19 protein-coding genes and 2 pseudogenes are annotated in these 24,564 nt (G+C 62.9%); 7 read left to right on the forward strand and 14 right to left on the reverse strand.

Features of this window, described 5'->3' with window-relative positions; translation table 11 throughout:
* Positions 1-9 precede the first annotated feature (9 nt).
* Positions 10-153 (forward strand): annotated as a pseudogene (locus KIP88_RS19565) (rhodanese-like domain-containing protein); the annotation flags it as partial.
* Between the two features lie 63 nt (positions 154-216).
* On the opposite strand, the gene KIP88_RS19570 reads toward KIP88_RS19565, so the two are convergent.
* Positions 217-2,055: a di-heme-cytochrome C peroxidase gene (locus KIP88_RS19570; RefSeq protein WP_214489580.1), complete on the reverse strand. Its 1,839-nt coding sequence runs from the start codon at positions 2,053-2,055 to the stop codon at positions 217-219.
* 523 nt (positions 2,056-2,578) lie between these two features.
* Here KIP88_RS19570 and KIP88_RS19575 point away from each other — a divergent pair.
* The 3 genes from KIP88_RS19575 to KIP88_RS19585 all read left to right on the forward strand — a co-directional run bounded on the left by KIP88_RS19575 (position 2,579) and on the right by KIP88_RS19585 (position 7,249).
* Positions 2,579-3,598: a TRAP transporter substrate-binding protein gene (locus tag KIP88_RS19575; RefSeq protein ID WP_214489581.1), complete on the forward strand. Its 1,020-nt coding sequence runs from the start codon at positions 2,579-2,581 to the stop codon at positions 3,596-3,598.
* 74 nt (positions 3,599-3,672) lie between these two features.
* Positions 3,673-5,571 (forward strand): TRAP transporter large permease subunit, encoded by a 1,899-nt coding sequence (locus KIP88_RS19580; protein WP_214489582.1) that lies wholly within the window; start codon positions 3,673-3,675, stop codon positions 5,569-5,571.
* A 28-nt stretch (positions 5,572-5,599) separates the two neighbouring features.
* Complete coding sequence (locus KIP88_RS19585; RefSeq protein ID WP_214489583.1) at positions 5,600-7,249, forward strand: acyl-CoA synthetase; 1,650 nt, start codon at positions 5,600-5,602, stop codon at positions 7,247-7,249.
* 97 nt (positions 7,250-7,346) lie between these two features.
* Here KIP88_RS19585 and KIP88_RS19590 read toward each other — a convergent pair whose 3' ends face one another.
* The 3 genes from KIP88_RS19590 to KIP88_RS19600 all read right to left on the reverse strand — a co-directional run bounded on the left by KIP88_RS19590 (position 7,347) and on the right by KIP88_RS19600 (position 8,923).
* Positions 7,347-7,979: an antibiotic biosynthesis monooxygenase gene (locus tag KIP88_RS19590; protein ID WP_214489584.1), complete on the reverse strand. Its 633-nt coding sequence runs from the start codon at positions 7,977-7,979 to the stop codon at positions 7,347-7,349.
* Positions 7,980-8,122: 143 nt separating this feature from the next.
* Positions 8,123-8,365: a helix-turn-helix transcriptional regulator gene (locus tag KIP88_RS19595; protein ID WP_214489585.1), complete on the reverse strand. Its 243-nt coding sequence runs from the start codon at positions 8,363-8,365 to the stop codon at positions 8,123-8,125.
* A 12-nt stretch (positions 8,366-8,377) separates the two neighbouring features.
* Complete coding sequence (locus KIP88_RS19600; protein WP_214489586.1) at positions 8,378-8,923, reverse strand: DUF2975 domain-containing protein; 546 nt, start codon at positions 8,921-8,923, stop codon at positions 8,378-8,380.
* A 60-nt stretch (positions 8,924-8,983) separates the two neighbouring features.
* Between KIP88_RS19600 and KIP88_RS19605 the strand changes: the two genes are divergently transcribed.
* Complete coding sequence (locus KIP88_RS19605; protein WP_214489587.1) at positions 8,984-9,568, forward strand: hypothetical protein; 585 nt, start codon at positions 8,984-8,986, stop codon at positions 9,566-9,568.
* Here the strand turns inward: KIP88_RS19605 and KIP88_RS19610 are convergent.
* From KIP88_RS19610 to KIP88_RS19635, 6 genes are read right to left on the reverse strand one after another with little or no spacing between them, the layout of a single operon-like run.
* A complete protein-coding gene (locus KIP88_RS19610; RefSeq protein ID WP_214489588.1) occupies positions 9,565-10,362 on the reverse strand; it encodes an MBL fold metallo-hydrolase in 798 nt (265 codons plus the stop codon). The two genes, KIP88_RS19605 and KIP88_RS19610, sit on opposite strands and share 4 nt — an antisense overlap.
* On the reverse strand, positions 10,359-11,150 hold the full coding sequence (locus KIP88_RS19615) for a TatD family hydrolase (RefSeq protein WP_214489632.1): 792 nt from the start codon (positions 11,148-11,150) through the stop codon (positions 10,359-10,361). The genes KIP88_RS19610 and KIP88_RS19615 overlap by 4 nt, the downstream gene beginning before the upstream one ends.
* Positions 11,151-11,164: 14 nt before the next feature.
* Positions 11,165-13,114 (reverse strand): methionine--tRNA ligase, encoded by a 1,950-nt coding sequence (gene metG / locus KIP88_RS19620; protein ID WP_214489589.1) that lies wholly within the window; start codon positions 13,112-13,114, stop codon positions 11,165-11,167.
* Between the two features lie 52 nt (positions 13,115-13,166).
* The gene (locus tag KIP88_RS19625) at positions 13,167-14,207 is read right to left on the reverse strand and encodes a DNA polymerase III subunit delta' (RefSeq protein WP_214489590.1); all 1,041 of its coding nucleotides are present in this window, start codon (positions 14,205-14,207) and stop codon (positions 13,167-13,169) included.
* A complete protein-coding gene (gene tmk / locus KIP88_RS19630) occupies positions 14,204-14,890 on the reverse strand; it encodes a dTMP kinase (protein WP_214489591.1) in 687 nt (228 codons plus the stop codon). The genes KIP88_RS19625 and tmk overlap by 4 nt, the downstream gene beginning before the upstream one ends.
* Positions 14,891-14,892: 2 nt before the next feature.
* Positions 14,893-16,155: a D-alanyl-D-alanine carboxypeptidase family protein gene (locus tag KIP88_RS19635; RefSeq protein WP_214489592.1), complete on the reverse strand. Its 1,263-nt coding sequence runs from the start codon at positions 16,153-16,155 to the stop codon at positions 14,893-14,895.
* Positions 16,156-16,328: 173 nt separating this feature from the next.
* Here KIP88_RS19635 and KIP88_RS19640 point away from each other — a divergent pair, with 173 nt between their 5' ends.
* Entirely contained in the window at positions 16,329-17,273 is a 945-nt protein-coding gene (locus KIP88_RS19640) for an alpha/beta fold hydrolase (RefSeq protein WP_214489593.1), read from the forward strand.
* A gap of 77 nt (positions 17,274-17,350) precedes the next feature.
* Here the strand turns inward: KIP88_RS19640 and KIP88_RS19645 are convergent, their stop codons facing one another.
* Positions 17,351-18,277 (reverse strand): septal ring lytic transglycosylase RlpA family protein, encoded by a 927-nt coding sequence (locus tag KIP88_RS19645; RefSeq protein ID WP_214489594.1) that lies wholly within the window; start codon positions 18,275-18,277, stop codon positions 17,351-17,353.
* Positions 18,278-19,562: 1,285 nt separating this feature from the next.
* On the opposite strand from KIP88_RS19645, the pseudogene KIP88_RS46555 reads away from it, so the two are divergent.
* Positions 19,563-19,700: pseudogene (locus tag KIP88_RS46555) on the forward strand (SOS response-associated peptidase); the annotation flags it as partial.
* 33 nt (positions 19,701-19,733) lie between these two features.
* On the opposite strand, the gene KIP88_RS19650 reads toward KIP88_RS46555, so the two are convergent.
* The 3 genes from KIP88_RS19650 to KIP88_RS19660 form a co-directional block, all read right to left on the reverse strand.
* Positions 19,734-21,707, reverse strand: a complete 1,974-nt coding sequence (locus KIP88_RS19650; protein ID WP_214489595.1) for an ATP-binding cassette domain-containing protein — start codon at positions 21,705-21,707, stop codon at positions 19,734-19,736.
* The gene (locus KIP88_RS19655) at positions 21,704-23,452 is read right to left on the reverse strand and encodes a peptidoglycan-binding protein (RefSeq protein ID WP_214489596.1); all 1,749 of its coding nucleotides are present in this window, start codon (positions 23,450-23,452) and stop codon (positions 21,704-21,706) included. Before KIP88_RS19655 ends, KIP88_RS19650 begins: the two co-directional genes overlap by 4 nt.
* Positions 23,453-23,599: 147 nt before the next feature.
* Positions 23,600-24,469, reverse strand: coding sequence for a hypothetical protein (locus tag KIP88_RS19660; protein WP_214489597.1), 870 nt, complete (start codon positions 24,467-24,469; stop codon positions 23,600-23,602).
* Positions 24,470-24,564 lie beyond the last annotated feature (95 nt).

A 24,564-nucleotide genomic window follows, 5' to 3' on the forward strand; every position in this document is an offset into this window, starting at 1 on the left:
CGCCGCGCCAAGACGGTGATCGCGTATTGTGCTTCAGGTGGACGCTCAGCGCTCGTCGGCAAGACCCTCAAGCAAATGGGTTATTCGAACGTACGCAATCTCGGCGGCTTCAAGGGTTGGCTGGAGGCGGGCGGAGACGCGGAAAAAGCCTGATCAATGAGCCTTGTACTGCTTGATATGGCGCAAGGTGCCGGTTTGATATCGGCTCGGGCACCGCTATAGCGTCTTAAGGTATTCAACCAGTGCGCGGCGCTCCTCGTTGGTCATGCTGGCGGCCCCGTAATCGTGGCCACCATTGTCGTTGCCCGGTATGATCTTTCCGTTCGCATCACGCACGCGAAACTCGAAGGGCCCATCGCCCGGGTTGGATTTGAAACCGACGTCGTTCGGGTCGAACTGCGTGCCGCCGACCCAGAACGTCGTCTTGCGTTGGTTCGGCGGCAGCAGAAGCTCGTAGAGCGTGGGCACAGATCCGTTGTGCAGATAGGGGGCCGTGGCCCAGATGCCATTCAGCGGCCGCGCCTTGTAGGCGAGAATTGGATCGGTGTCGGTGCGGCAACGTTGCGCGCGCTGCGCCTTAACGGGATCGTCGTACTCTGGTGCGCCGGCGACGGCCGGAGCGGCAGCTGTGGCAACGAGACCGCCCCTGCGCAGATTGCGGTGGGCATTCATTGCCGGCTCGGAAGAGGGAGTCTGCCGCGCTCGGGCGATCATGTTAGAGCTCATGTTGATGAGCAGGTTAAACGTAAGGCCCACATCTGCAATTGTGTCGAACAGGCCTGGACGACCTTCAAGCAGGCCAGACTTCGACTCGTGCAGGTAGGCATTGCAGGCAAGCCAGATGTCAGTGCCGATATCTTTGAGTCCGGTCATGGTGATCGTAAATTTTGTCTCAAGCTCAGTCGCGGGATCGAGAACGGTGTGACAATCGTTGCACTTGTGCTTCGCGTAGAGCGCGCGGCCTTCGTTGGCCCGGTTAGCGTCAATTGGCGGCAGGAGTTGTTGCGGCCAGCGCGGCGACTTCAGACGCTTTACGAGGTTCTCTAGGTCGATCATGTTTTCAAAGCGCAGGCTCGAATCGTAACCGTCCTTGCCTGGCACAATGTTGACATCCAATGAACCAAAGACACCGATCAATTCCGTTGTGTTGCGCAACATGGCGCCGAAATCAAACGTCTTGCCATTGAAAATTTGATCCCCGAGGGGCTGCGGCGCGATGCCATTCCACTGCACGGCGGGTGCATGCTGGGGAGTGGTCCACAGGAACGGGTAGCTCGCCGGCGCATCGGAGGGAAAGTGAATCAAAGGCTCGGCGGCGCCAACGCTGAGCGCGATCTTGTTCAGGATATGCCCCTGCGCATCAAGCCGGCCGTGTCCGTAGCGGATGGGCGCGGCATTCTTCGCCGCCAATCGCGTGAACCAGACAATCTGCCGGTCGAGGTCGGCAATGAGCGTTGCACGGTCCGGCGCCGAAGGGCTGGTGCCCAGTACCGCACTCACGAAGCGATCAAGCTTCTGCGGATCGGCCCGTGTCGCGGCCAAGGACGCGAGCAGCTCCTCCATCAGGCTCTGGAAATCTGCAAGCGTCGGCGCACCGTCGAGCCGGACCCGATGCTGACCGTAAGTGAACTCGCCGGTGTGGCAGGCGGCACAGGTCATGCCGACCCACGGTTTCTGGCTGCCATCCGGGGCAGGCCCCTGATCAACCACGAATCCGAGCGGCAACGCGCTTCCGGTTGTCCCGTCCGGCAAGTAGCCGAGCTTTCTGACGTTAGCGTCGGACAGGAACTTGTCTGTGCTGTCCCTCTGCTCGAGGGCCGTCAACCAAGACAGGGGCACTAAGCGCGAGCCTTGCGAGGCGGTATACCACCACTGCTTCTCAGCGTCGGTCCAACCTTGGTCCAGGTAGGTTACTGCGCCCTGTGCAAAGGTCGGCGCGCAACTGATGGCCAGGGTCGCAAGGCCCGACAGCGACGCAGCAACGGCCAATGCGCAAATTCCCGAAAAAACCCGTCCGCCGCTGGATGAGGTTTCGCCACCGAACGAGCGCGCCATGGAAGGACCCTCCGGAAGCTTGATCCTTTATATCCGAAATGATTTGGACTTTATGAACTGGCACACAGATCCCGAGAAACACTCGAGTGGCATCGTGCGGCCCTCAATCCTGGCGGCACAGGCAGGGCGGAGCCGGCAGTGGCAGTGTGTTCTCGTTCATTTCCGGGCAGGTGGACGGCGCGTCGACGTGATCGGTACCAGGCGGCAGCCACCCGGGAGTTCAAGCCGTATGCGGAGCACAAGGCACGGCGAGGCGTAACAGGCTGGCTCCGATGAATATCACGAATTCGCATAAGGTATATTATGGAATATCTATATCTACAATTAGATCAGATATTTAGAAGGATCTTCTAGCAAACCAAGCCAGCCTGGCAGCTATACGGGCGTTCGTTTGGCCAAGCAATCCTGACCCGCCAAAGCCTGTGTTGCCGCCGCGTGCGGACGCTGCAATAAGCGCGCGAGTACGCAGATGACTCGCGACATCGGGTCATCGCAAGAACAACAATCCTCAAGGGAGAACCCAATGAGTTTTTCACGACGCACGCTTCTCAAAGCATCCGCTGCGTCAGCGGTTTTGGGCGGCATCGGCGCGCCGCTGGTGGCGCGGGCCCAGACCGCCGAGTTTACCTACAAGTACGCCAATAACCTTCCTGATGGTCATCCCTTGAACGCCCGCGCCAAGGAAATGGCGGCGGCGATCAAGGCCGAGACCAATGGCCGGTTCGACCTGCAGATCTTTCCGAACAACCAGCTCGGTTCCGATACCGACATGCTGAGCCAGATCAGGTCGGGCGGCGTCGAATTCTTCACGTTGTCCGGGCTGATTTTGGCGACACTGGTGCCGGCGGCGTCCATCAGCGGCATCGGCTTTGCGTTCCCGGATTACGACACGGTCTGGAAGGCCATGGACGGGGGCCTGGGCACCCATATCCGTGGCGAGATCACCAAGGCGAACCTCGTGGTGATGGACAAGATCTGGGACAACGGCTTCCGCCAGACCACATCGTCGACCAAGCCGATCAATGGCCCTGATGACCTCAAGGGCTTCAAGATCCGCGTACCGGTGTCGCCGCTCTGGACGTCGATGTTCAAGGCATTCGATGCAGCGCCCGCCTCGATCAATTTCAGCGAAGTTTACTCCGCGCTGCAGACCAGGATCGTCGAGGGCCAGGAAAATCCGCTGGCGATCATCTCGACGGCGAAGCTGTATGAAGTCCAGAAGTTCTGCTCGCTGACCAACCATATGTGGGACGGCTTCTGGTTCCTGGCGAACCGCCGCGCCTGGGAGAAGCTGCCGGAGGACGTCAGGACCATCGTTGCCAAGAACATCAATGCAGCGGCCGTCAAGGAGCGCGAGGATGTTGCCAAGCTGAACGCCGGGCTGCAGCAGGAACTGGCCGGCAAGGGCCTCGCCTTCAACCAGCCCAACGTGACGCCGTTCCGCGACAAGCTCCGCGCTGCCGGCTTCTACGCGGAATGGAAAGGTAAATACGGCGACCAGGCCTGGGAGCTGCTCGAAAAGTCCGTCGGCAAGCTGTCGTAACGCATAGCGTTTTCGAGCGAAGTGGACACCGGTTCGCGTGAAGAAAACGCGTCAAACAAGAAGTGCAAGCCGTTATGGCTCATGCCGAAATGACCGAAGCTGATGGCGGTGAGGTGGCTCAGTCCCCTCGCCGCCATCAGGTGCTGGCGTCGATCGAACATGCTTTGGGAATGTTGGTCGAGATTCCGGCCGCGCTGCTGGTCATCGCCGAAATCGTCATCCTGTTCGCCGGCGTGGTGGCGCGCTATGCGCTGCACCAACCGCTGATCTGGTCGGACGAACTGGCCTCGATCCTGTTCCTGTGGCTCGCCATGCTGGGTGCCGCGGTCGCATTCCGCCGCGCCGAGCACATGCGGATGACGGCGGTGGTTGCCAGCGCGAAGCCCGCCATGCGCGCCTATCTCGATCTGGTGGCGACGGTAGCAGCGCTGGCGTTTCTCATTCTGATCGCCTGGCCGGCCTGGGAATACGCCTACGAGGAAAGCTACATCACCACGCCGGCGCTGCAGATCACCAATATCTGGCGTGCCGCAGCGCTGCCGGTCGGCATCGGCCTGATGGCGCTGTTTGCCTTCCTGCGGCTGGCCCGATCGGGCAACGTCCGGACCATGGTGGCTGCGATCCTGTCGGTCGCACTTGTCATTGCGATCTTCTGGCTGCTCAGGGGCTCGCTCAAGCCGCTCGGCAATCTCAATCTGATCATCTTCTTTGTCGGCGTCGCCGGCTTCTGCGTCTTTGCCGGCGTACCGATTGCGTTCGGGTTCGGGCTTGCGACCTACGGCTATCTGGCGCTGACCACGGGCACGCCGCTGATGGTGCTGGTCGGCCGCATGGACGAGGGCATGAGCCACCTCATTCTGCTGTCGGTGCCGCTGTTCGTCTTCCTGGGCCTGCTGATCGAGATGACCGGCATGGCGCGCGCCATGGTGGCGTTTCTGGCGAGCCTTTTGGGCCATGTCCGCGGCGGACTGCATTACGTGCTGGTCGGTGCGATGTATCTGGTGTCGGGCATTTCGGGCTCGAAGGCCGCTGACATGGCCGCCGTGGCGCCCGTGCTGTTTCCCGAGATGAAGGCGCGGGGCGCCAAGCCGGGCGATCTGGTCGCCCTCCTCTCTGCCACGGGCGCGCAGACCGAGACCATTCCGCCGAGCCTCGTGCTGATCACCATCGGCTCGCTCACGGGCGTGTCGATCGCGGCGCTGTTCACCGGCGGCCTGTTGCCGGGCCTGGTGCTGGCGATCACGCTGTCGGCGCTGGTGTGGTGGCGTTACCGGAACGAGGATCTGCGGCACGTTACGCGGGCAAGCGCCGGCGAGGTCGTCCGCGCGTTCGCCATCGCCCTGCCCGCCATCGCGCTGCCGTTCGTGATCCGCTACGCCGTGGTGGAAGGCATTGCGACCGCGACCGAGGTTTCCACCATCGGCATCGTCTATGCCTTCATCGTCGGCTATTTGATCTACGGCCTCTTGATCTACCGCAATTTCGACTGGCGGCGGATCATGCCAATGCTGGTGGAGACCGCGTGCCTGTCGGGCGCGATTCTGCTGATTATCGGCTGCGCCACCGGCATGGCCTGGGGCCTCACGCAATCAGGCTTTTCGCGGACGCTGGCGGCCGCCATGACCGGCCTGCCCGGTGGCTCGGCGACGTTCATCGCGGTGTCGATCGTGGCCTTCGTGATCCTGGGCAGCGCGCTCGAGGGCATTCCGGCGATCGTGCTGTTCGGGCCGCTGCTGTTTCCGATCGCCCGCGCCGTGGGCGTGCACGAGGTCCACTACGCGATGATCGTTATTCTCGCGATGGGTATCGGGCTATTCGCGCCGCCATTTGGAGTAGGCTATTATGCCGCCTGCGCGATCGGGCGCGTCGACCCGGCTGAGGGTATCCGGCCGATCTGGGGTTACCTGTTGGCGCTGATGGTCGGCCTGATTATCGTGGCGATCTTCCCGTGGATTTCCATCGGGTTCTTGTAGAGTCAACGACGTAAATGGGACAAAGCCGATGAGTGCAGCCCAAAACCAGTATTCAATCGGATTGGACAAGACACCGGCCAATTACGTGCCGCTGACGCCGCTGAGTTTCCTGGCACGCAGCGCCGCCGTTTACCCCGATCACATCAGCACGGTCTATGAAGGCCGCAGCTTTACCTGGGCGGAGACCTACGAACGCTGCCGGCGCTTTGCATCCTGGCTTGCCGGGCGCGGTATTGGCCACGGCGATACGGTGGCGGCGATGCTGCCGAATATCCCGGCCATGAACGAGGTGCATTTCGCCGTACCGATGGCGGGCGCGGTACTGAATGCGCTGAACATCCGGCTCGATGCGCCATCGATCGCCTTCCAGCTCGACCATGGCGGCGCGAAAATCATCCTGGTCGATCCCGAATTCTCCGGCGTGATCGCGGAAGCGTTGGCGTTGATGACGGGCCCAAAACCCGTCGTCATCGATGTCGACGACGCAGCGTTTGCGGGCGGCAAGCGGATCGGTGAACTCGAATACGAAGCGGCGGTCACCCAGGGTGATCCGGCGTTCGTTTCGAGACTTCCCGGCGATGAATGGGACGCGATCGCGCTGAGCTATACCTCGGGCACCACCGGTAACCCGAAGGGCGTCGTGACCCACCACCGGGGCGCGTATCTCAATGCCGTCAGCAATATTCTGGCCGGCAATCTCGGCCAGCATCCCGTGTATCTCTGGACGCTGCCGATGTTCCACTGCAACGGCTGGTGCTTTCCGTGGACGGTGGCAGCCTCGGCCGGCATCAATGTCTGCCTGCGCAAGGTCGATCCGGCAAAGATCTTTGAGCTGATCCCGCAACACGGCGTCACCCACATGTGCGGCGCGCCGATCGTCTACAACACGCTGATCAACGCGCCCGGCGCGCCCAAGGGCAAAGCCGCGCGTCCCGTGGTCGGATTGATCGCGGGCGCCGCGCCGCCTGTGGCAGTCTTAGAAGGCGCCGAAAGCATCGGCATCAAGCTGACGCATGTCTATGGACTGACCGAGGTCTATGGCCCGGCTTCCGTCTGTGCCGAACAGCCGGGCTGGGACGATTTGCCCGCGGATCAACGCGCGCAGATGAAACGCCGGCAGGGCGTGCCCTACCCGCTGGAGGAAGCCGTCACCGTACTCAACCCCGAGACCATGCAGGAGGTGCCCCGCGATGGCGAAACCATCGGTGAGGTGATGTTCCGCGGCAATATCGTGATGAAGGGCTACCTGAAGAACGAGAAGGCCACGCAAGAAGCCTTCGCCGGCGGCTGGTTTCACACCGGCGACCTCGGCGTGCTCGATGAGCACGGCTATGTCATCATCAAGGACCGCTCCAAGGACATCATCATATCCGGCGGCGAGAACATCTCATCCGTTGAGGTCGAGGACGTCCTCTACAAGCACCCGGCCGTGCTGTTTGCGGCCGTGGTCGCCAAGCCCGATTCGAAATGGGGCGAAGTGCCCTGCGCCTTCGTCGAGTTGAAGGAAGGCGCCAAGGCGACGGAGGCCGAGATCATCGCCTTCTGCCGCAGCCACATGTCAGGGTTCAAAACGCCGAAGGCGGTGGTGTTCGGAGTTATCCCGAAGACGTCCACCGGCAAGATCCAGAAATTCCTGCTGCGCAACCAGGTGGATTCGGCAAAGGCGATTTCGGCGTAGATTGTAGGGTGGGCAAAGCGAAGCGTGCCCACCATCAAGAAGCACGCTCGGTGATAGATGGTGGGCACGTCGCCAACGCGCCTTTGCCCACCCGGGTCTAGGCCTGCTCTCGCTTTATCGGCGGATAATACTGCGGCGCTTCGGTCCGCTCGTACATTCCATAATCGCGCATGACCTCGAAGATACGGAAGTACTGGGTTGTCGGATCCGCAAACAGGCGCGAGCCGAATTCGACGCCGGCTCGATCGTCCGGTAAATCGACCAGATGCGCAAAATGCTCGTCGCGATAGACGCTCGCGAAAGCGTCGCGGCGCCATTCGGTCTCTGCCGCTAGCGTGGCACGCTTAGATTCCGAGGCGAGGATATAGGTCGGCTTGCGCCGTGCGGGATCGTTGTAGGGCGTGCGCCGCTCGGGCTGCCAGAGCGGTTGGCCGGGCCTTGCTTCGTGAATGACCTGGGCGACGCGGATGCGATAGTCCGAAAAGACCCTCTCGCGGCCGATGGTCTGGACATCATGATGGTAGGGATGGGCCCGCCACGCTGTCAGGGCCCCCTCGTCCTGCCAGATCTGGTAGGACAGCAGCAGGTTCTCCCGCGTCAAACTCCTGAAGCGATCGATGAAAAGGCAGCCGCCCATCGCCTCGAGGTCGGGTTTCAGCGAGGCCGCAAGATCGAGATATTGATTGCGGTGCCCGGGCTTTGTCTGGACTTCAAAGAACAGGCCAATCATCGAAATTCCTCCGCGGCCTGCGATCGAGTTTGCACTGCGCAACCGATCTTCTGTCCGGGTTCTCAAGCACCAGCCTAATTCCGTCATAGGCCGGTATGATGTTCGGCGGAAGGCCCTGCCGTGTCACCTCTTAGTCGAAGTTATCAGCCGCGGGCGCGACGGGCGGGCTCGGTGTCGGCGGCATCATCGCGATATTCCAGAATGTCGCCGGGCTGGCAGTCCAGCGCTTCGCAAATCAGCGCGAGCGTGTCGAAGCGCACGCCCTTGACCTTGCCCGACTTCAGCAGCGAGACGTTTTGTTCGGTAATTCCAATGCGTTCGGCGAGCTCCTTCGAGCGCATCTTGCGCCGCGCCAGCATGACGTCGAGATTGACGATGATCGGCATCGCTATCCCACCTCAGACAAAGGACGCATTTTCATCGGCGATGCGGGTGGCTTCCACCATGACCCAGGCTACCGCCAGCAACACGCCGCCGACAATCAGCGCCAGATAGTCGTGCACCGACAGCGCGATAACAAGCTGGCGGCTGCCCGGCGGATTGTTCAGCGTGAACGCGAGCATCAACGCCGTCGAAGAGACCGGCCCGAGGATGGCCTGCGCCAGCACAGCCCCGGCAAAATCGCGCAACAGGCGGGCACTCGCCAGCGTGAACACATGACCGTTGGCAAAATTGAGAAACAACGCACGGACCTGCCAAAGCCCAAACAGCAAGACGCCGACCGGAACAGCGGTGATGGCGGCAGCCGCGATCAGGCGCCCCGGGGACAATGACAAATCGTGCCCTGCCTGGCCCAGTCGCGCGAGCAGGAGGTTTCGCGTCCAGTCGGGAATGAGGAACACCGCGATCATGGCGACGGCGATCAGCAAGATGCCGAGCGTGGTCAGCGTCGCCATTGCCTTGGAGAAGCGTTGGAGGCGGTCCGAGTGGTTGAAAGATGTCATGGGTCAATCCTATTGACGCGAGATGTAATTATCGTATTACGATAAATTATCATCGTCAACATGGTTGATTCACATGAGCTCCAAATTTCTGCTGCACTGTCTCCTGCGCATTCTCATGATGTCGGCGATGGCGGGCTGCAGCCATATGCTCGGGTCGATTTCGAGACTTCGGACCCTGCTCAACTGCGCGCCGCCATCAAACTGCCGCGCACCCTGCGGCCGCAGCCAAATGGTGTCGCGTTGCGGATCGCGGTGCAGGTCGGACGCGCGCCGGAGGAAGCACGCGACTTCATGCTGCGTGAGTTGCCTGAACCCGCTGAGCTCACGCGTGAGGCTGGCGTCGACAGCCACATCTTCGCCTATCGCATCGACGATTCCGATCTCGCCCGCCTCAAGGCCTTTCGCAGTGAACTGATCGCCAGGAAAAGCTCGGCCCAAAGCTCGGGCCAGAAAGGTTCGATCTCGATCTCGGTGCGGCCGCAAGCATGCAAGGCAAGCGAACTGGCGGACGGTCCGGTCTACTTTACGACCTATCTGCGAACCGCGGAGACGAAAGACTATGTCGCGCTTGCCCGCGACGTCGATCTGCGCTCGATTGCACCGGACCCCGCCACGGTCGCCGGGATCCCGCGCTGCGGGTCCTAGCCGAGCTCCAGCCGCATCCCGTCATAGGCCGGGACTACGCCGGCCGGCAGGCTCTGGCGCAGCACCTCGTAGTCGAGGTCGGAATGCATGTTGGTAATGACGGCGCGCTTCGGCTTGAAGCGCTCAATCCATGACAGCGCGTCATTGACGCTGAAATGGCTGGGATGGCCGGCATAGCGCAGACCGTCCACGATCCAGAGGTCGAGGTTCTCCAACGCCGGCCAGCTTTCCTCGGGAATGTCGTGGAGGTCGGGCGTGTAGGCCGCGGCCCCGACGCGGAAGCCGAGCGCTGGAATCCTGCCGTGGTGAACCAGGAAGGCGGAAAGTTTTACGGGGCCGCCCTTCCCTTCAGTCTCGTGGCTCTCACCCGCTTCGATCGAATGCCGCGTCAGGATGGGCGGATAGTCGCTGCCTTCCGGCGAGATGAAGCAATAGGAGAACCGCGCCATGATGTCTTTGGCGGTCGATTGGTTGAAATAGACTGGAATGCGCCGGCGCTGGTGCAGCACGACCGAACGCAGATCGTCGATGCCGTGGGTCTGGTCGGCATGCTCATGGGTCAGGTACACGGCGTCGATGTGATCGACCTCGGCGTCGATCAACTGCTCGCGCAGATCAGGCGAGGTGTCGATCACGATCCGCGTGGTGCCGTGCGCGCCCGTGCGCTCGACCAACAGCGAGCAGCGGCGGCGGCGGTTTTTTGGGTTGTTGGGATCGCAGGCGCCCCAGCCGAGAGCCGGACGCGGCACGCCTGCCGAAGAGCCGCAGCCGAGGATTGTCAGCGTCACCGTCATGCCGAGGCCTTCGGCGCCGGCACCTTGGAGAACAGGCGGAAGAAGTTTTCGGTGGTTTGCCGCGATATCTCCTCCAGCGAGATGCCGCGCGTTTCCGCCAGCACTTTTGCGACTTCGACCACGTAGGACGGCTCGTTGCGCTTGCCGCGAAACTTGCCGGGCGCCAGATAGGGCGAGTCGGTTTCGACCATGATGCGGTCGGCCGGCAGCTCGGCGGCAAGCTCGCGCAGGGCTTCCGACTTCTTGAATGTCAAAATGCCCGTGAACGAGATCGACAGTCCGAGACCAATCGCCTTCATCGCCAGTTCGCGCCCGCCGGTGTAGCAATGCAGCACCGCGCGGAACGGTCCCTTTGCCACTTCGTCCTCGAGAATGCGGCCGCAGTCCTCGTCCGCTTCGCGGGTATGGATCACCAGCGGCAGGCCGGTGGCGCGCGCGGCGGCGATATGCGCGCGAAAGCCGCGCTCCTGCGCCTCGCGCGAACCGTGCTCATAGAAATAATCCAGCCCCGCCTCGCCCAGCGCCACGACCTTCGGGTGCCTGGTCAGCTCGATCAGTTCGCTGGCGGGAATGCCGTCTTCCTCATCGGCATGATGCGGATGGGTGCCGACTGAGCAATAAACGTTGGGAAAGCGCTCGGCGATGGCCAGCAGCCCGCCGAGTCGCTTGACCCGGGTCGAGATGGTGACGATGCAGCCGATCCCCGCCGTCTCGGCGCGCGCGACGATGCCGTCGAGATCCTCGGCAAAATCCGGAAAGTCGAGATGGCAATGGCTGTCGACGAGCATGGCTTGCAAACGGCTCAATCCACCTTTGGTTCGACGTAGCGCGGAAACACGCCGACCGGCGGCGGCAGAGTTGCGCCGGCCTTGATCCGCGTGCCGAGCGCTGCGAAATCGCGTGCCCCCTTCTCGTCGGGAATGCCGAGGCTATCGAGCAACCTGCTCGACGCATCCGGCATCACCGGCTGGGTCAGGATGGCGACCTGCCGCACGACTTCCGCGGTGACGTACAGCACGGTTTTCTGCCTGTCAGGATCGGTCTTTGCCAGCGCCCACGGCGCCTCGCCCGCGAAATAGCGGTTGGCTTCGGCGACGACGGCCCACACCACGTTCAACCATTGATGGATCTGCTGGGTGGCCATCGCGGTCCGTGACGCCGCCAGCATGGCATCTGCCTCCGCCAGGATCTCCTTGTCGTTGTCGGTGAACTCGCCAGGCTCGGGCAGCACGCCGCCGAGTTGCTTGGCGATCATCGACAGCGAGCGCTGCGCCAGATTGCCGAGATCGTTGGCGAGATCGGCATTGATGCGCGCGACCATGGCTTCGTGGTTGTAGTTGCCGTCCTGACCGAACGGCACCTCGCGCAGGAAGAAATAGCGCATCTGGTCGACGCCATACTGGTCGGCCAGGCTGAAGGGATCGACGACATTGCCGACCGACTTCGACATCTTCTCCCCCCTGCTGAACAGGAAGCCATGCGCAAAGACCCGCTTCTGCACGGGGATGCCGGCCGACATCAGGAATGCCGGCCAGTACACCGCGTGGAAGCGGATGATGTCCTTGCCGATAATGTGCACGTCCGCCGGCCAGTAGCGCCAGTTCGCATCGCTTTCATCGGGAAAGCCGACGCCGGTGATGTAGTTGGTCAGCGCATCGACCCAGACATACATCACGTGCTCGGGATCGTTCGGCACCTTGACGCCCCAGTCGAAGGTCGTGCGAGAGATGGAGAGATCCTTCAGGCCGCCCTTCACGAAGCTGATGACTTCGTTGCGGCGCGAATCCGGTCCGATGAAATCCGGCTGGCTCTCGTAAAGCGCCAGCAACCGGTCCTGATATGCGGACAGCTTGAAGAAGTAGCTCTTCTCCTCGACCCACTCGACCGGTGAGCCCTGGGGACCGCGGCGCACATTGTCGTCGCCGAGGACGGTTTCCTCCTCGGCGTAATAGGCTTCATCACGCACCGAGTACCAGCCGGCATAGGTATCGATATAGATGTCTCCGTTCTGCTGCATCCGGTTCCAGACCACCTGGACCGAGCGATGATGCTCAGGCTCCGTGGTGCGGATGAATCGGTCGAACGACACGTTCAGGCGCTGGTCCATCTCCCTGAACCGGCCGGCGTTGCGCGCCGCCAGTTCGGCGACGCTGAGCCCCTCGCTCTCGGCGGTCTGCACCATCTTCAAGCCGTGCTCGTCGGTACCGGTCAGAAAGAACACGTCCTTGCCGTTCAGCCGCTGAAACCGCGCCAGCGCGTCGGTCGCGATCGCCTCGTAGGCATGGCCGATGTGCGGAATGCCGTTCGGATAGTTGATCGCGGTGGTGATGAAGTAGGTGTTGCGTTCGACTGCAGCCGCCGGCTGGGCGGCGACTGCCGGCTTCGCGCGCGGCGTGGCGGCCTTTGGAGCCTTTGCCGCGGGCGTTACCTGCACCTCAGGCTTCGCTTCAGGCGCCACCGCGCGCTTCTTCGATGCGGTTTTCTTTGCAGGCGTTTTCGCCGACTTTCCGGCAGATGTCTTGGCCGGCTTCTTAACGACCTTCTTCGCCGCTTTCTTGGATGCTTTTTTCGCGGTTTTGCTCGCTGTCTTCTCCGAAACCTTGCTGCCCTTCTTCACGACGCGCGTGCGCTTGGCCGCCCCCTTCTTGGCGGCGCGCTTCTTCGCGGCCTTCTTGCCGGCGCGAGCGGATGGCGATTTGCGGACCTTCTTCGCCTTGCTCTTTTTCGAAGCTTTCTTTCCAGCCTTCGCCACCACGAATTCCTTTTCAACTCAACGATTGTCGGGATTGTTATCAGGCGGAGCGTTACCGCGTCGCTTCCGCGAGCATCCCAAACACCGAGAAAACCAGCGGTTTCCGCTCCAAATTATAGGATTCGGTGTCGCGCGCGGCGCGGACGATCTTTTCCCATACCTCAGCCAGCCGTGCAAGGCGGGGCAGATTCGCGTTGGCGTCGCCAGTGCGCAGCTTTTCGCCAATCCAGCGATCGATGCCGTCGATGAAAGCCGCCAGCGCCACCCGGTCGCTGGTGCCCAGCGCGTCGCCCAGCGCATGCAACTCGCGCAGGTCGACCTGCGGCAGCGTCGCCAGCAGCGCCGCGGTCCGCTGTTGCAGCTTCAGCGCGTCGCCACCGAGCAGCGTCAGCGCGCGGGATACACTCCCCTCCGCGGCATCGGCAGCCTCCGATAGCGCTGGATCATCGGGCGCGATGTCAGCGGCCCGCGACGCTGCACGAATGACGTCGTCGGTCGCGAGCGGCCGCAGCGGCAGCTTGCGGCAACGGGACAGGATCGTCGGCAAGGCCCGCGCCGGCGAATGGCTGACGAGAAGGAACAGCGATCGTTGCGGCGGCTCTTCGAGGATCTTGAGCAGCGCGTTGGCGGCGTTCGGATTGAGTTCGTCGACGGTATCGACGATGCAGACCCGCCAGCCGTCCACCGCCGCGGTCGAGCCGAAGAACGAAATCGTTTCCCGCGTTTCGTCGACGGTAATCACGGTCCGCATCACACCGCGATCGTTGAGGCCGCGCTCCAGCACCAGCAGCCCGCCATGCGCGCCCGCGGTGACCTGGCGCGCGACCGGGTCATCCGGATCGAGCGCAAGCGTCTCGGCGCGCTGCACCGAGGGTGCCGTGGGCTTAGGGTTCGCGAGCACGAAGCGGGCCATGCGATAGGCCAGTGTCGCCTTGCCGATGCCCTGCGGACCGCCGATCAGCCAGGCATGCGGAATGCGCCCGCTGCGATAGGCATTGAGCAATGCCATCTCGGCCTCGCGGTGGCCGAACAGATCGGCCGTTGTGCGGGGATGCCTGACCGCCGTCTCCTGCTCGGTCTTGCGTGCGCTCATGCCGTCCCCGCCGGGCTTGGGACCGCGAACACATGCTCGCGCAGCGCAGTCCAGACCCGCCCAGCGACCGCGTCGGCATCGGCATTGGCGTCGATCAGCACGCAACGCTGCGGGTCTTCGGCGGCGATCTGCCGGTAGGCGTCGCGCAAATCCTGATGGAATTGGAGGTCTTCCGCCTCGAAACGATCCGGCACACCACTGCCGCGTCGCGCCGCGGCCCGCTGCAGGCCGACTTCCACTGGAATATCCAGAATGATGGTCAGGTCCGGCTTGAGGTCGCCGATGGTGACGCGCTGCATGGCGTTGAGGACGATGGGCGAGACCTGCCCCAGACTGCCCTGGTAGGCGCGGGTCGAATCCGAGAAGCGGTCGCACAGCACCCATGTTCCCTGGCCGAGCGCGGGCTGAATCACTGTACGAACATGATCGTCACGGGCGGCCGCGAACAGCAACGTCTCCGCCTCCGGTCCAAGCAGCTTGCCCATTCCCGACAGCACGAGATGCCGCATGATTTCCGCACCCGGCGAGCCACCGGGCTCGCGGGTGACGATAGCGCGCAGCTTCGCCGCCGCAAGACGCTCGGCGAGCTTCTTGATCTGCGTGGACTTTCCGGAGCCCTCGCCGCCCTCAAACGTAATGAACTTCCCGCGTCCGGAAGGCCGCTGCAGCGTTGCCTGGGTCATGCTCAGAGCTTCTCTGCGCTCGCGCGGAACATGCCGATGACGAGCTCGCTGGCTCCGTCGATCGCGCGGCGCATGGTCGAGCCGGTGCCGATCGCTTCCGCGGCATAGACGGGCGACTCCACCGCGATATTGGCGCCGCGCCATACCTTGACGACACCGACCCGCTGGCCGGCCTGCACCGGCGCCCGCACCGGGCCGTTGTAGACGATGCGCGCGATCAGTTTTTCGCTGCCGTTCTTCGGCACCATCACCTTGATCGGCTCGGGGCTTGCAAGCTTCACCGAGCGGCTTTCGCCGCCAAACACCTTGGCATAGCCGACCTGCTGGTTGGCCGCGAACAGTGTGCGCGTCTCGAAATTGCGAAAGCCCCATTCCAGCATCTTCTTGGCCTCGGAGGCGCGATCGTCGGGATCCTCGAGTCCGTTGATTACGACGATCAGCCGCGTGTCGTTCTGTACGGCCGAGCCGACCATGCCGTAGCCGCCCTCCTTGGTGTAGCCGGTCTTCAGCCCGTCGGCGCCGTTGAGGGTGTTCAGCAGCGGATTGCGGTTCTGCTGCCGGATCTTGTTCCAGATGAACTCCCTCTCGCCGAACAATTTGTACATGTCGGGATAGGTCAGGATCAGGTGGCGAGAGAGTTTTGCCAGCTCCCGAACCGTCATCCTGTTGGCGGGATCAGGCAGTCCGCTGGCATTGCCGAACGTCGACTTCGTCATGCCGAGCTCGCGGGCGCGCTTGGTCATGAAGTCGGCGGCAAAGATCCGCTCATTGCCGGCCATGCCTTCGGCGAGCGCAATGCAGGAATCATTGCCGCTCTGGATGATCGCGCCCTTCAACAGGTCGTCCACCGGCACCTTGCTGTTGAGAATGGCAAACATGGTCGAGCCGCCGGCCGGCGCACCGCCCTTGCGCCAGGCGTTCTCGCTGATCCGGTATTCGTCCGTCAGCTTTATCTTGCCTTCCTTGATGGCGTTGAAGACGACCTCGACCGTCATCAGCTTCATCATGCTGGACGGCGCCCGCAGTTCGTCGGCGCTCTTCTCGAACAGCACGCTGCCGCTGGACGCTTCGACCAGGATCGCGGTCGGCGCGTCGCCGTCGAAGCCGCCCTCCTCCTTCTTCGGCGCGCCCTGCACGCTGTTGTTGGCGGCGTACACGACCCCGCCCCAACCGACCGCGAGCGCGAGGACGGCAGCCATCAGGCCGCGCCACGGGATGATGGCCGCGGCATCGGATTTGCGGGAAACGGAAGTCTCGGCTGCCATCGGCGATGTCCTGAATCCCTGCGTTCTAACAGTTGGAAGTATCGCAAACAACACAGGTTTTGGACTTGCCTTACTTGCCGCCGTGTCGATCGGATTGCGGCGCTAGACGAGGGAACGTATCGTGCCGATGCTGCAATTTCCCGATAAGATACGAAAAACAGGGCGGAAACGCGATGCCATCCTCACGCACCATTTCCGCCAACGGGCTGGACTTCTTTGTTGTCGAGCAGGGCCAGGGTCCGCTGGTGCTGCTCTGCCATGGCTGGCCCGAACTATCCTACTCCTGGAGGCATCAGATCGGAGCCATCGCGGAAGCCGGCTTCCATGTCGTCGCCCCCGATATGCGCGGGTTCGGCCGGACCAGCGCGCCAGAGGACGTCGGCGCCTACACCATCCTCCACAATGTCGGAGACATGATCGCGCTGGTGGCGGCGCTTGGCGAAAAGCAGGCTGTTATTGTCGGCCATGACTGGGGTGCGCCGGTCGCCTGGCACGCGGCGATGTTCCGGCCCGATGTCTTCACCAAGGTCGCTGGCCTCAGTGTTCCACCCCCCTCCCGCGGACGCGGCCTGCCGCTCGAAACCCTACGGAAAAACGGCATCACCAATTTCTACTGGCAGTATTTTCAGGCTCCGGGCGTCGCCGAAGGCGAGTTCGAGCGCGATGTCGCAGCGACAATGCGAATCGTGCTGGGCGGACGCGGATTCTCAGATCCGGCGGCCCATCAATATGTTCAAGAGGGCAAGGGCTTCCTCGCCGATGCCGATCCGAGTCGGCCGTTGCCCAACTGGCTGAGCGAGGCCGACATAGCCGCTTTCGCGGAGGTCTACCGACAGTCAGGGTTCCGGGGCGGGCTGAACTGGTATCGCAACATCGACCGCAACTGGGAGCTGACCGCGCCGTGGCAGGGCGCGCAAATCCACCAGCCCTCCCTGTTCATCGCGGGATCGAAGGATGGCGTCATTACCGGGCTGATCGGCGCCAAGCTGGTCAACGAGATGGAGCGTGTGCTGCCGAATTTGCGGCAGAAGCTCATTCTCGATGGGGCCGGTCACTGGATCCAGCAGGAGCGGCCCGATGAGGTCAACGCCTCCCTGATCGCGTTCCTGAAGGGGTAACTTTCTGTTTGACGCGTTTTCCGAACCCGACGCCATCCCGGATCAAGTCCTGGGCGCGCTTTCGCTTGAAAACGCTATCAGTACAGCCCGCGCCCGCTGAGGACTTCGCTTGGGCCCCGCGGATCGACCGGCAGGTAAGCCCGACTCGGAGCCGCATAGTTGGCTTCATTCTCGTAGGACACGGCGCGCAGGTTTTCCGCGGCGCGACCGCGCGAGCGGCTTGAGGCCGACATTTCCGAGGTCGCATTGATCGAGGCGTGGTCGGCCGAGGTATTGCCGAGGCTATAGGGCCGGCCCTCCGGCATCGGAACCTCGCCCCGGATCCGGCCCGCGGACGACGGCATCATCTCGGGAACAAACGGACGGGCAGAAGCGACCCGGACCGTGGATGGAGACGGCGCGGGCTCGCCGGTCCGCAGCGTTGCCAGCAACTGGCGGTCGTCGGAACCCTCTAGTGGCGCCCGGCCGACATATTCAACGCGGACCTTGGCGACGCCATTCGCTTTGAATTCAAGCAGTTCCGCCGCCTTGTTCGAGACGTCGATGAGGCGGTTGCCGTGGTAAGGCCCGCGGTCGTTGACCCGGACGATCAGCGACTTGCCGTTCCGGACGTTGGTGACGCGGGCGTAGCTCGGGATCGGGAGCGTCGGATGGGCCGCCGTCAGCGAGGTCATATCAAAAACTTCGCCATTGGCGGTCAGCCGGCCGTGAAAGTCGTCGCCATACCAGGAGGCCATGCCCTCGGCGCGATAGTTCGGATCCTCTTCCGGCACGTAGACCCGGCCTGCGACGGTGTAGGGCTTGCCGATGCGGTAGGTTCCGCCGCCCTTCGGCACGGGCTCCCCGAATCCCACCACACGAGGGCTCGAGGAGACGCCGTATTTGGGATCGACGCGGCTGGCGAATTTGTCCGACGAGGCGCAATTGGCAAGGAGAAGGCACGTTGCCACGGCAACCGTAGCACGCACCGCCAGGACGATCGTTTTTGGCCGTCGAATCCCCATCGCCCCAATTACCATTTTCAGCGGCCGACTGCCTATGTTGAAGCGTTGCGGCCTTAACCCCACGATGCAGCCCACCTCCGCATCACGTCGTGAAGATATCGCAACCCGAACACGGCGGAAATGGGGTCTGCTCCCGCGTGGTGAATGAATGGTTGCTTCGCGTATCCGTTGATTTACGGGCGCAGCGCCTCGATTCACTGTGTATGCGCCGTTCGTCGTAGCGTTCCTGTGCCCCATTCAGACAATCTGTTGCAGCAAATCATCACTCACGGCCGATCTGCGATTCCGGCCTGTGAATCTTTTTGACTGTGCAACGATGGAGCCGTTCTGTGGATTGCAGGGGCGCGAAGGATTTGTGCGATGATCGAGACGGTTACAGCGGTGATGGGTTTGGTGAGCGCGGGCATTTTCCTTGCACACGCATTTGAAGGCTATCGTTCCAGAGCTTGAGGTTTGAGCGGCCGGCGGTTCGGGGGGACCGCACGGCTTCGGACAGACGGCTTGGTAGAGATTCAGAAAGCTTTAATAAATTCGGACGAGCATCAGAGTGGTAGGTGTATCATGCGCAACCACGACATTGTCTCCAACGGATTTCTTGCCCTGACCACAGCCAGCTTCGTGCTCCTGTGCTCGAGCCTTCTGGCTGTTGTGTTCGGCTAAGCAAGCGTCCGCCCTAGCGGCGGCAGCGGTGCCGGGACGATGCGATCCCGGCCAGAACTAGCGTCCGGAATTTTACCATCGAGGTTCTCACGGCGGTCTCAGAGTTCTCGACCTGGGCAATGCTTATTCCCGGATTCGCCGGCATCGGCTTCATCGCTTGTCGCCGCCACAACCATGCATCGGCGGTCTCCGCCGACTGACCTTCACGACCCGGAAGTCCTCCATTTGCCGGCTGGTCGAAGTCCGTGCCGATTGGCGCCCTCGCCGCTAGCCTTCTTCCAAAATGGCGGGATGGATACGCATCGGAGCCACGTTCGCATTGCGTTCAGGCCAGCGCTACGCTGAGCGACTGAAATTCCTGAGCTGGAAGGGTGACCGAGTGGTTTAAGGCACCGGTCTTGAAATTCGGGAATAGCCGTCCGTTCCTGTAACGTGCCGTTTTAAAAAGTCCCTGATTATTGGGCTTTTCCGATCCGCTGGCCTTATGCAGTCGCATCTTCTCCCGCCCGGTAATAGGGAGTTGGGTAGCAAAATGGTAGCAAGCCCGTTCACCAACTGTTCGTGGGCAGCGAGAGCTTTCACGTCGCCGGCACTCATGTGGTCACCCGCTTAATCACGCGCGCTGCCGCCGAAGATGGCCGGGCCGCCGGTCACCGACATCCGCAACACGTCGTCGCCGCACTGGCGCGGCTGGCTGAAACCGGAGAGCCGATGCCTGGTGCCGTTCAACAGCTTCGCCGAGTACGCACTTAGAGCCCAACCCGGCGCCTTGAGATCCGCAATTTGAGGACTTGCCCTAGTGCCGGAACGCTTCGGCCGGCTCGAGCGCGGCGGCGCGCGAGGCGGGGTAGACTCCGGACAGCAGACCAATCACGCCGCCCACAGCTGGCGCGAGCAACGGAGCGAGCGGGTCGAGCACCGGAGTCCAGACCTGATACGCCGAGACACCCACCACGATCAGCACGCCGACACTGGATCCGAGCAGTCCTCCCACGACACCCATGGACGCACTCTCAATCAGGAACTGTGAAGCGATGTGGCGACGAGTGGCGCCAATGGCACGGCGCAGTCCGATCTCCGCCGTCCTCTCCATCACGCCCACCAGGGTGATATTTGCGATCCCGAGCGCGCCGACCACGAGCGACAGGCCGCCCAGCAGCAGGAACATCATATTGAGATCGGTTTGCACGTCATCGCGTACGCGCCGCGGCTCCTGGGGCAGTTGCACGCGAAGCGTGCGCGGGTCGTCCGGTCGCAGCGCCGCCCGCGCCTGCATCGCGATCAGGGAAGCGGCGCCGATCTTCGTCTCCACGACGACCATGCCAGGGCCAAACAGACTGAAATGCCGCCGCGCCGTGCCCTCGGGAATGATGACCGAACCAAGCAGTTCCGGCTTTCGCACCACATCACGGAGGATACCGATCACGAGATAGAGCTCGTCACCGACATAGATCGCGGGCAACCGCTCGACGCCGGCGATGCCCAGGCGGCGCGCGGCATCGGGGCCGAGGATCGCAACTCGCTCAGCGCGGGCAGAATGCCCTCCGTCGATAAACCGTCCCGAGGCAAGGTCGGCGCGCACCGCGCGGAACAAATCCGGCGAGGCGGCGCGCACCGCCAGTTTGAATGCGGTCTGATTGGATGGATCCACCACCGGCGAGGCGCTAACGAGCATGTCGTGGACATTGACGTCGCTGAGCAGGCCAGCGGCCACGACACCGTTCAGCCGGACCAGCCGTTCCGGCGCGTCCCATGGAATGGCACGCGGATCAATCGTGCCGGTCGCCATTCCCGGCCGCGCCGTGATGAACAATTCCGTGGCTGCGAGTTGATCGAACTGACTGATGATACGGTTACCGGCGGTTCGCGTCAGACCGATGGTGGCGACCAGCGCCGACATGCCGATCACGATGCCAAGCACCGTCAACGCCATGCGGGCCGGACGCGCGATCGCTCCGGCGATGGCTTCGGAGACGAGGTCACGCATCGTGATCCCCGACGCCGCGATGCGCGCTCTGGATGGAGGTGGCAATGCCGTCTCGCTTCCGCCAAAGAGCTGGCCATCCTTCATGCTGACCCGGCGTGAACCCCGGCGCGCCACGTTTTCGTCGTGGGTGACGACAACAATCGTCATGCCCTCCTTGTTGAGCTCGGTGAAGAAATCCAGGATCGACTCGGTGTTCTTGGAATCAAGATTGCCGGTCGGCTCGTCGCACAAGAGCAAGCTCGGTGAACCCATCAGGGCGCGGGCGATCGCCGCCCGCTGACATTCGCCGCCGGACAATTTGGAAGGCAGAAAATCCGCGCGATGTGCGAGGCCGACGCGGCGAATTTCCTCCATCGCCCGTTCGCGTCGCCCGCGTCCGGTACGCTGGCGGTACACTTCCGCCAGCATGACGTTCTCAAGGACCGTGCGATAGGGCAGCAGGTGGAATGACTGAAAGATGAATCCAACGCGGCGGCTGCGCAGCCCGGCTCGCTCATTCTCGCTCAGCTTTGTCGTTTCGATACCATCAAAAACGTACTGTCCGCTGGTTGGCCGGTCGAGGCAACCGAGGATATTCAACAGGGTGGATTTCCCCGAGCCGGATGGACCCGTTATCGACAGCCATTCGCCACGCCGCAACACGAGATCCACATCAACCAATGCGTCGACCGCAGGATCGGTCCCGAATTGCTTGCACACTTTGCGCAGGTCGAGGACATGGTCGGCATCGGCAGAAGCCGTCTTGATCGGCACCTCCAACCGTATGTCCTCCGTGAGCCTCATTTGACCGCCGCCGGCCCTGCCGCTGGCTCGGCCGTTCTATAGCCGACCACCACGAGTTGGCCGGGGACCAGTCGCCCGTCGGGGGTGCTCACCTCGACATAGCCGCCCGTCGAAAGCCCCGGCTGCACTGTGACGTATTCCTGCCCGCCGCCGCCATCGACCAGCACGCGCGACGTTCCGTCGGCAGCAAGCGACACCGCGCTGGTCGGCACCGCGGTGACCGCGCCCTTCGACGTTTCGATCGGGATAGTCAGACGGACGGAAAACCCTGCCAGCAGCACAGGCGTGGTCTCCACCCTGACCCCGAGATAGAAGTGATAGCCGTCCACGCCGCGCGTACCGGGTGTGTTCGCCACCGTCTCGACGACGCCGGTCGCCTTGATCCCAAGCGCCTGCTCGTCGATCGCAACTTTCATCCCGGGCTTTACTAACGGCGCGGCTTCAAGTGGCAGCTGCGAGTCGATGCTGAGCTGGTTGTCGGTTACACTCATGACCGGCCCGGAAGCATTGGCTGCGACCGCAGCGGTCACCTCGTGGACGCGGATCGGAAGCGACGGGATGAATACGACCTCGTCCGCGGGTACCTGCACTCCGAGCTTCGCTCGCGCCGTCGCGAGTTCGCGTTCGAGCCGCCCTGCTCGCTCGCTTGCGACCTGGACGTCGAATTCGGCGAGCGTCTGCTGTTCCTGCGCGGCGCGCACGTTGCGCTCTCCTTCCAGGCGGGCCGCCTTCACGGCTCCCTCGGCAACCCGGATCCGTTCGTCGGCCAGGCCGGCCTCGCGCGCCGCGGTCTGAATCGCCAGATCGGCTTCCAGCTTCGCCTTGCGCTGCGCAGCGCGCGCCACTTTGAGCTTGGCCTCGGCCGCGGCACGCGCCGTTTCGGTCTGGCGCGGATCGAGAACGATCAGGGCACGATCGGCGACTTGCGTGGCGACATCGGCACTGGCGGCGGTCGCGGAATGCGCGGCCCGAGCGCGTTCGGCTTCAAGCGCGAGCGATTTGCCGGCGCGCGCGTCTGCCAGCTGGCGGCCATTGCCAACACGCGCCGCGCTGTCGAGCGCGGCCTGTCGCGTGTTCTGCTCCGCGGTAGCCCGCGCGGCGGCGACGGCTTTCACCGCCGTTTCGCGCGTGGCCTCGGCCGCAAGCTGGGCGCGCGCGGCATCCGACCACTCTCGCTCGAGCGCGGCAACGGCCGCGCGTTGTTCGCGCGTCGGTGCAAACGGCTCCCAGCCGGCCTTTTTATACATGCGCTCGACGGCGCCGGATGTCTTTTGATCGTAATTGCCATCGATTGTGCCCGGATCGAAGCCGAGACGAGCCAGGGCTTCTTCGAGCTGGCGGACGTCGCCGCCGCTGGTTCCGGGCGCCATGTCGCGAAAAGCCGGTGCGGCGCCGCTGAGGACAAAGACCGGACGGCCGGAGGCGGATAAGATCACCTCGCCTTCCCCAAAATTCGTATTCGGTCGCGGCAGCGACGAGATCAGCCCGACGCCGCCCTTGACCGTGGAAGGAGCGATCGAAATCGGCTGAGGCAGCCCGAACCGGACCGTGCCGCGGGTCACGATATCGGAACTCAGTAGACGCGACTCCACAGGCACAAGGATCGCGGATGGCTCGGGGGCTGCGGTGCGCGCCGCCATTTCCGCGGGCGACTGGATCCTGGAGCCCATGTACCAGGCGCCAAGCGCCATGCCGCCAACCACGCCCAGGATAGCCCAGAGAATGTTTATGCGCTTTGCGACCATGCCGTAGTCCCTCCCGCCATCGACAGCGTGCGGGTCATCTTCGCAGGAAGCGTTGCGTCCGCCTTCGTCATGCGATGCGATGCCAGTAAAGGAGATTACTCATAGCCGCCGATCTGGGGAAGTACGGGAGTGCACATCCTAATTGGTCTATTGCACTTTCCGAGAGAACAGCTCCTCCTGGATCTTCTCCTCGACCGGCGTCAGCACCTCCTCATGCATCTTATGGCTCTTGACCGCGACCAGGCGCTCGTAGTCCTGCAGCTTCCGCAGCGCGGCTTTCTGGTCCTGCGACATCTTGGAAACCAACAGCTTGCCGCCCTCGGTCAGCGCGATGAGCCGATTCCGCAGGTCGGGTTCGATTTCGTCCGAATGGCCATATTCGAAGCCGGCCTTCTTCATCTCTCGCTGCCAGTACGCAATCGCGGCCTTCATCCGCGGGTCCTTGTTGATCAGCGCATCCTGGGGATTGTAGTGGCTGGCCTTTAGTTGATCGGGCTTAAACGTTTCAGTGAGCGCCTTGCGCGTGCAACCGCCTGTTCGCGACAAATCCTCGGTCTCCAGAGCGACCGCCAAGGTGCTGAACACGTCATCGCCGAGCAATGCGCGATTGTAGGCGACCTGATCTGCGGGGGAAAGCTTGCGGAAAATCTGCACATTACGTTCGCCGAGACCGACGCGGGCGGGGCTGTAGCCGGTGGCCAGCTGAGGCGGCAAACCTGTGTAGAAGGTAGATACGCCAAAGCCATAACGGCTGACGAACTCCTCCTCGCTGAGTCCTGGAAGCCTTTTGTCCGCCGACATGCCCGCCCGCACCGTGTTGTGATCGGCCGCGATGTACTGGAAGCCTTGTTCGCGCATGCAGCGCGCGATCAGTTCCTCGGTCTTCTCGATCGCCTGAACCAGCTCGCGTGGCGACATGCCGAATTCCTCGGTGCCGAGGCCCTTCGGTGCCTGTGCCTGCGCCGCCGCTGTCGCTAGCAGGACGGCGAACAGACCCGCGCAGATCGTCTTCTTCATGACACTATCCTTCCGGTAAAGAACCACACAAAACTCTTGTTCCGTTTCTCCTGTCACCATTTCCGCGGCGACGCCTTTTCTCGCCGTTTTCCTCG

The organism is Bradyrhizobium sp. SRL28, from assembly GCF_018596315.1.
GTDB lineage: Bacteria > Pseudomonadota > Alphaproteobacteria > Rhizobiales > Xanthobacteraceae > Bradyrhizobium.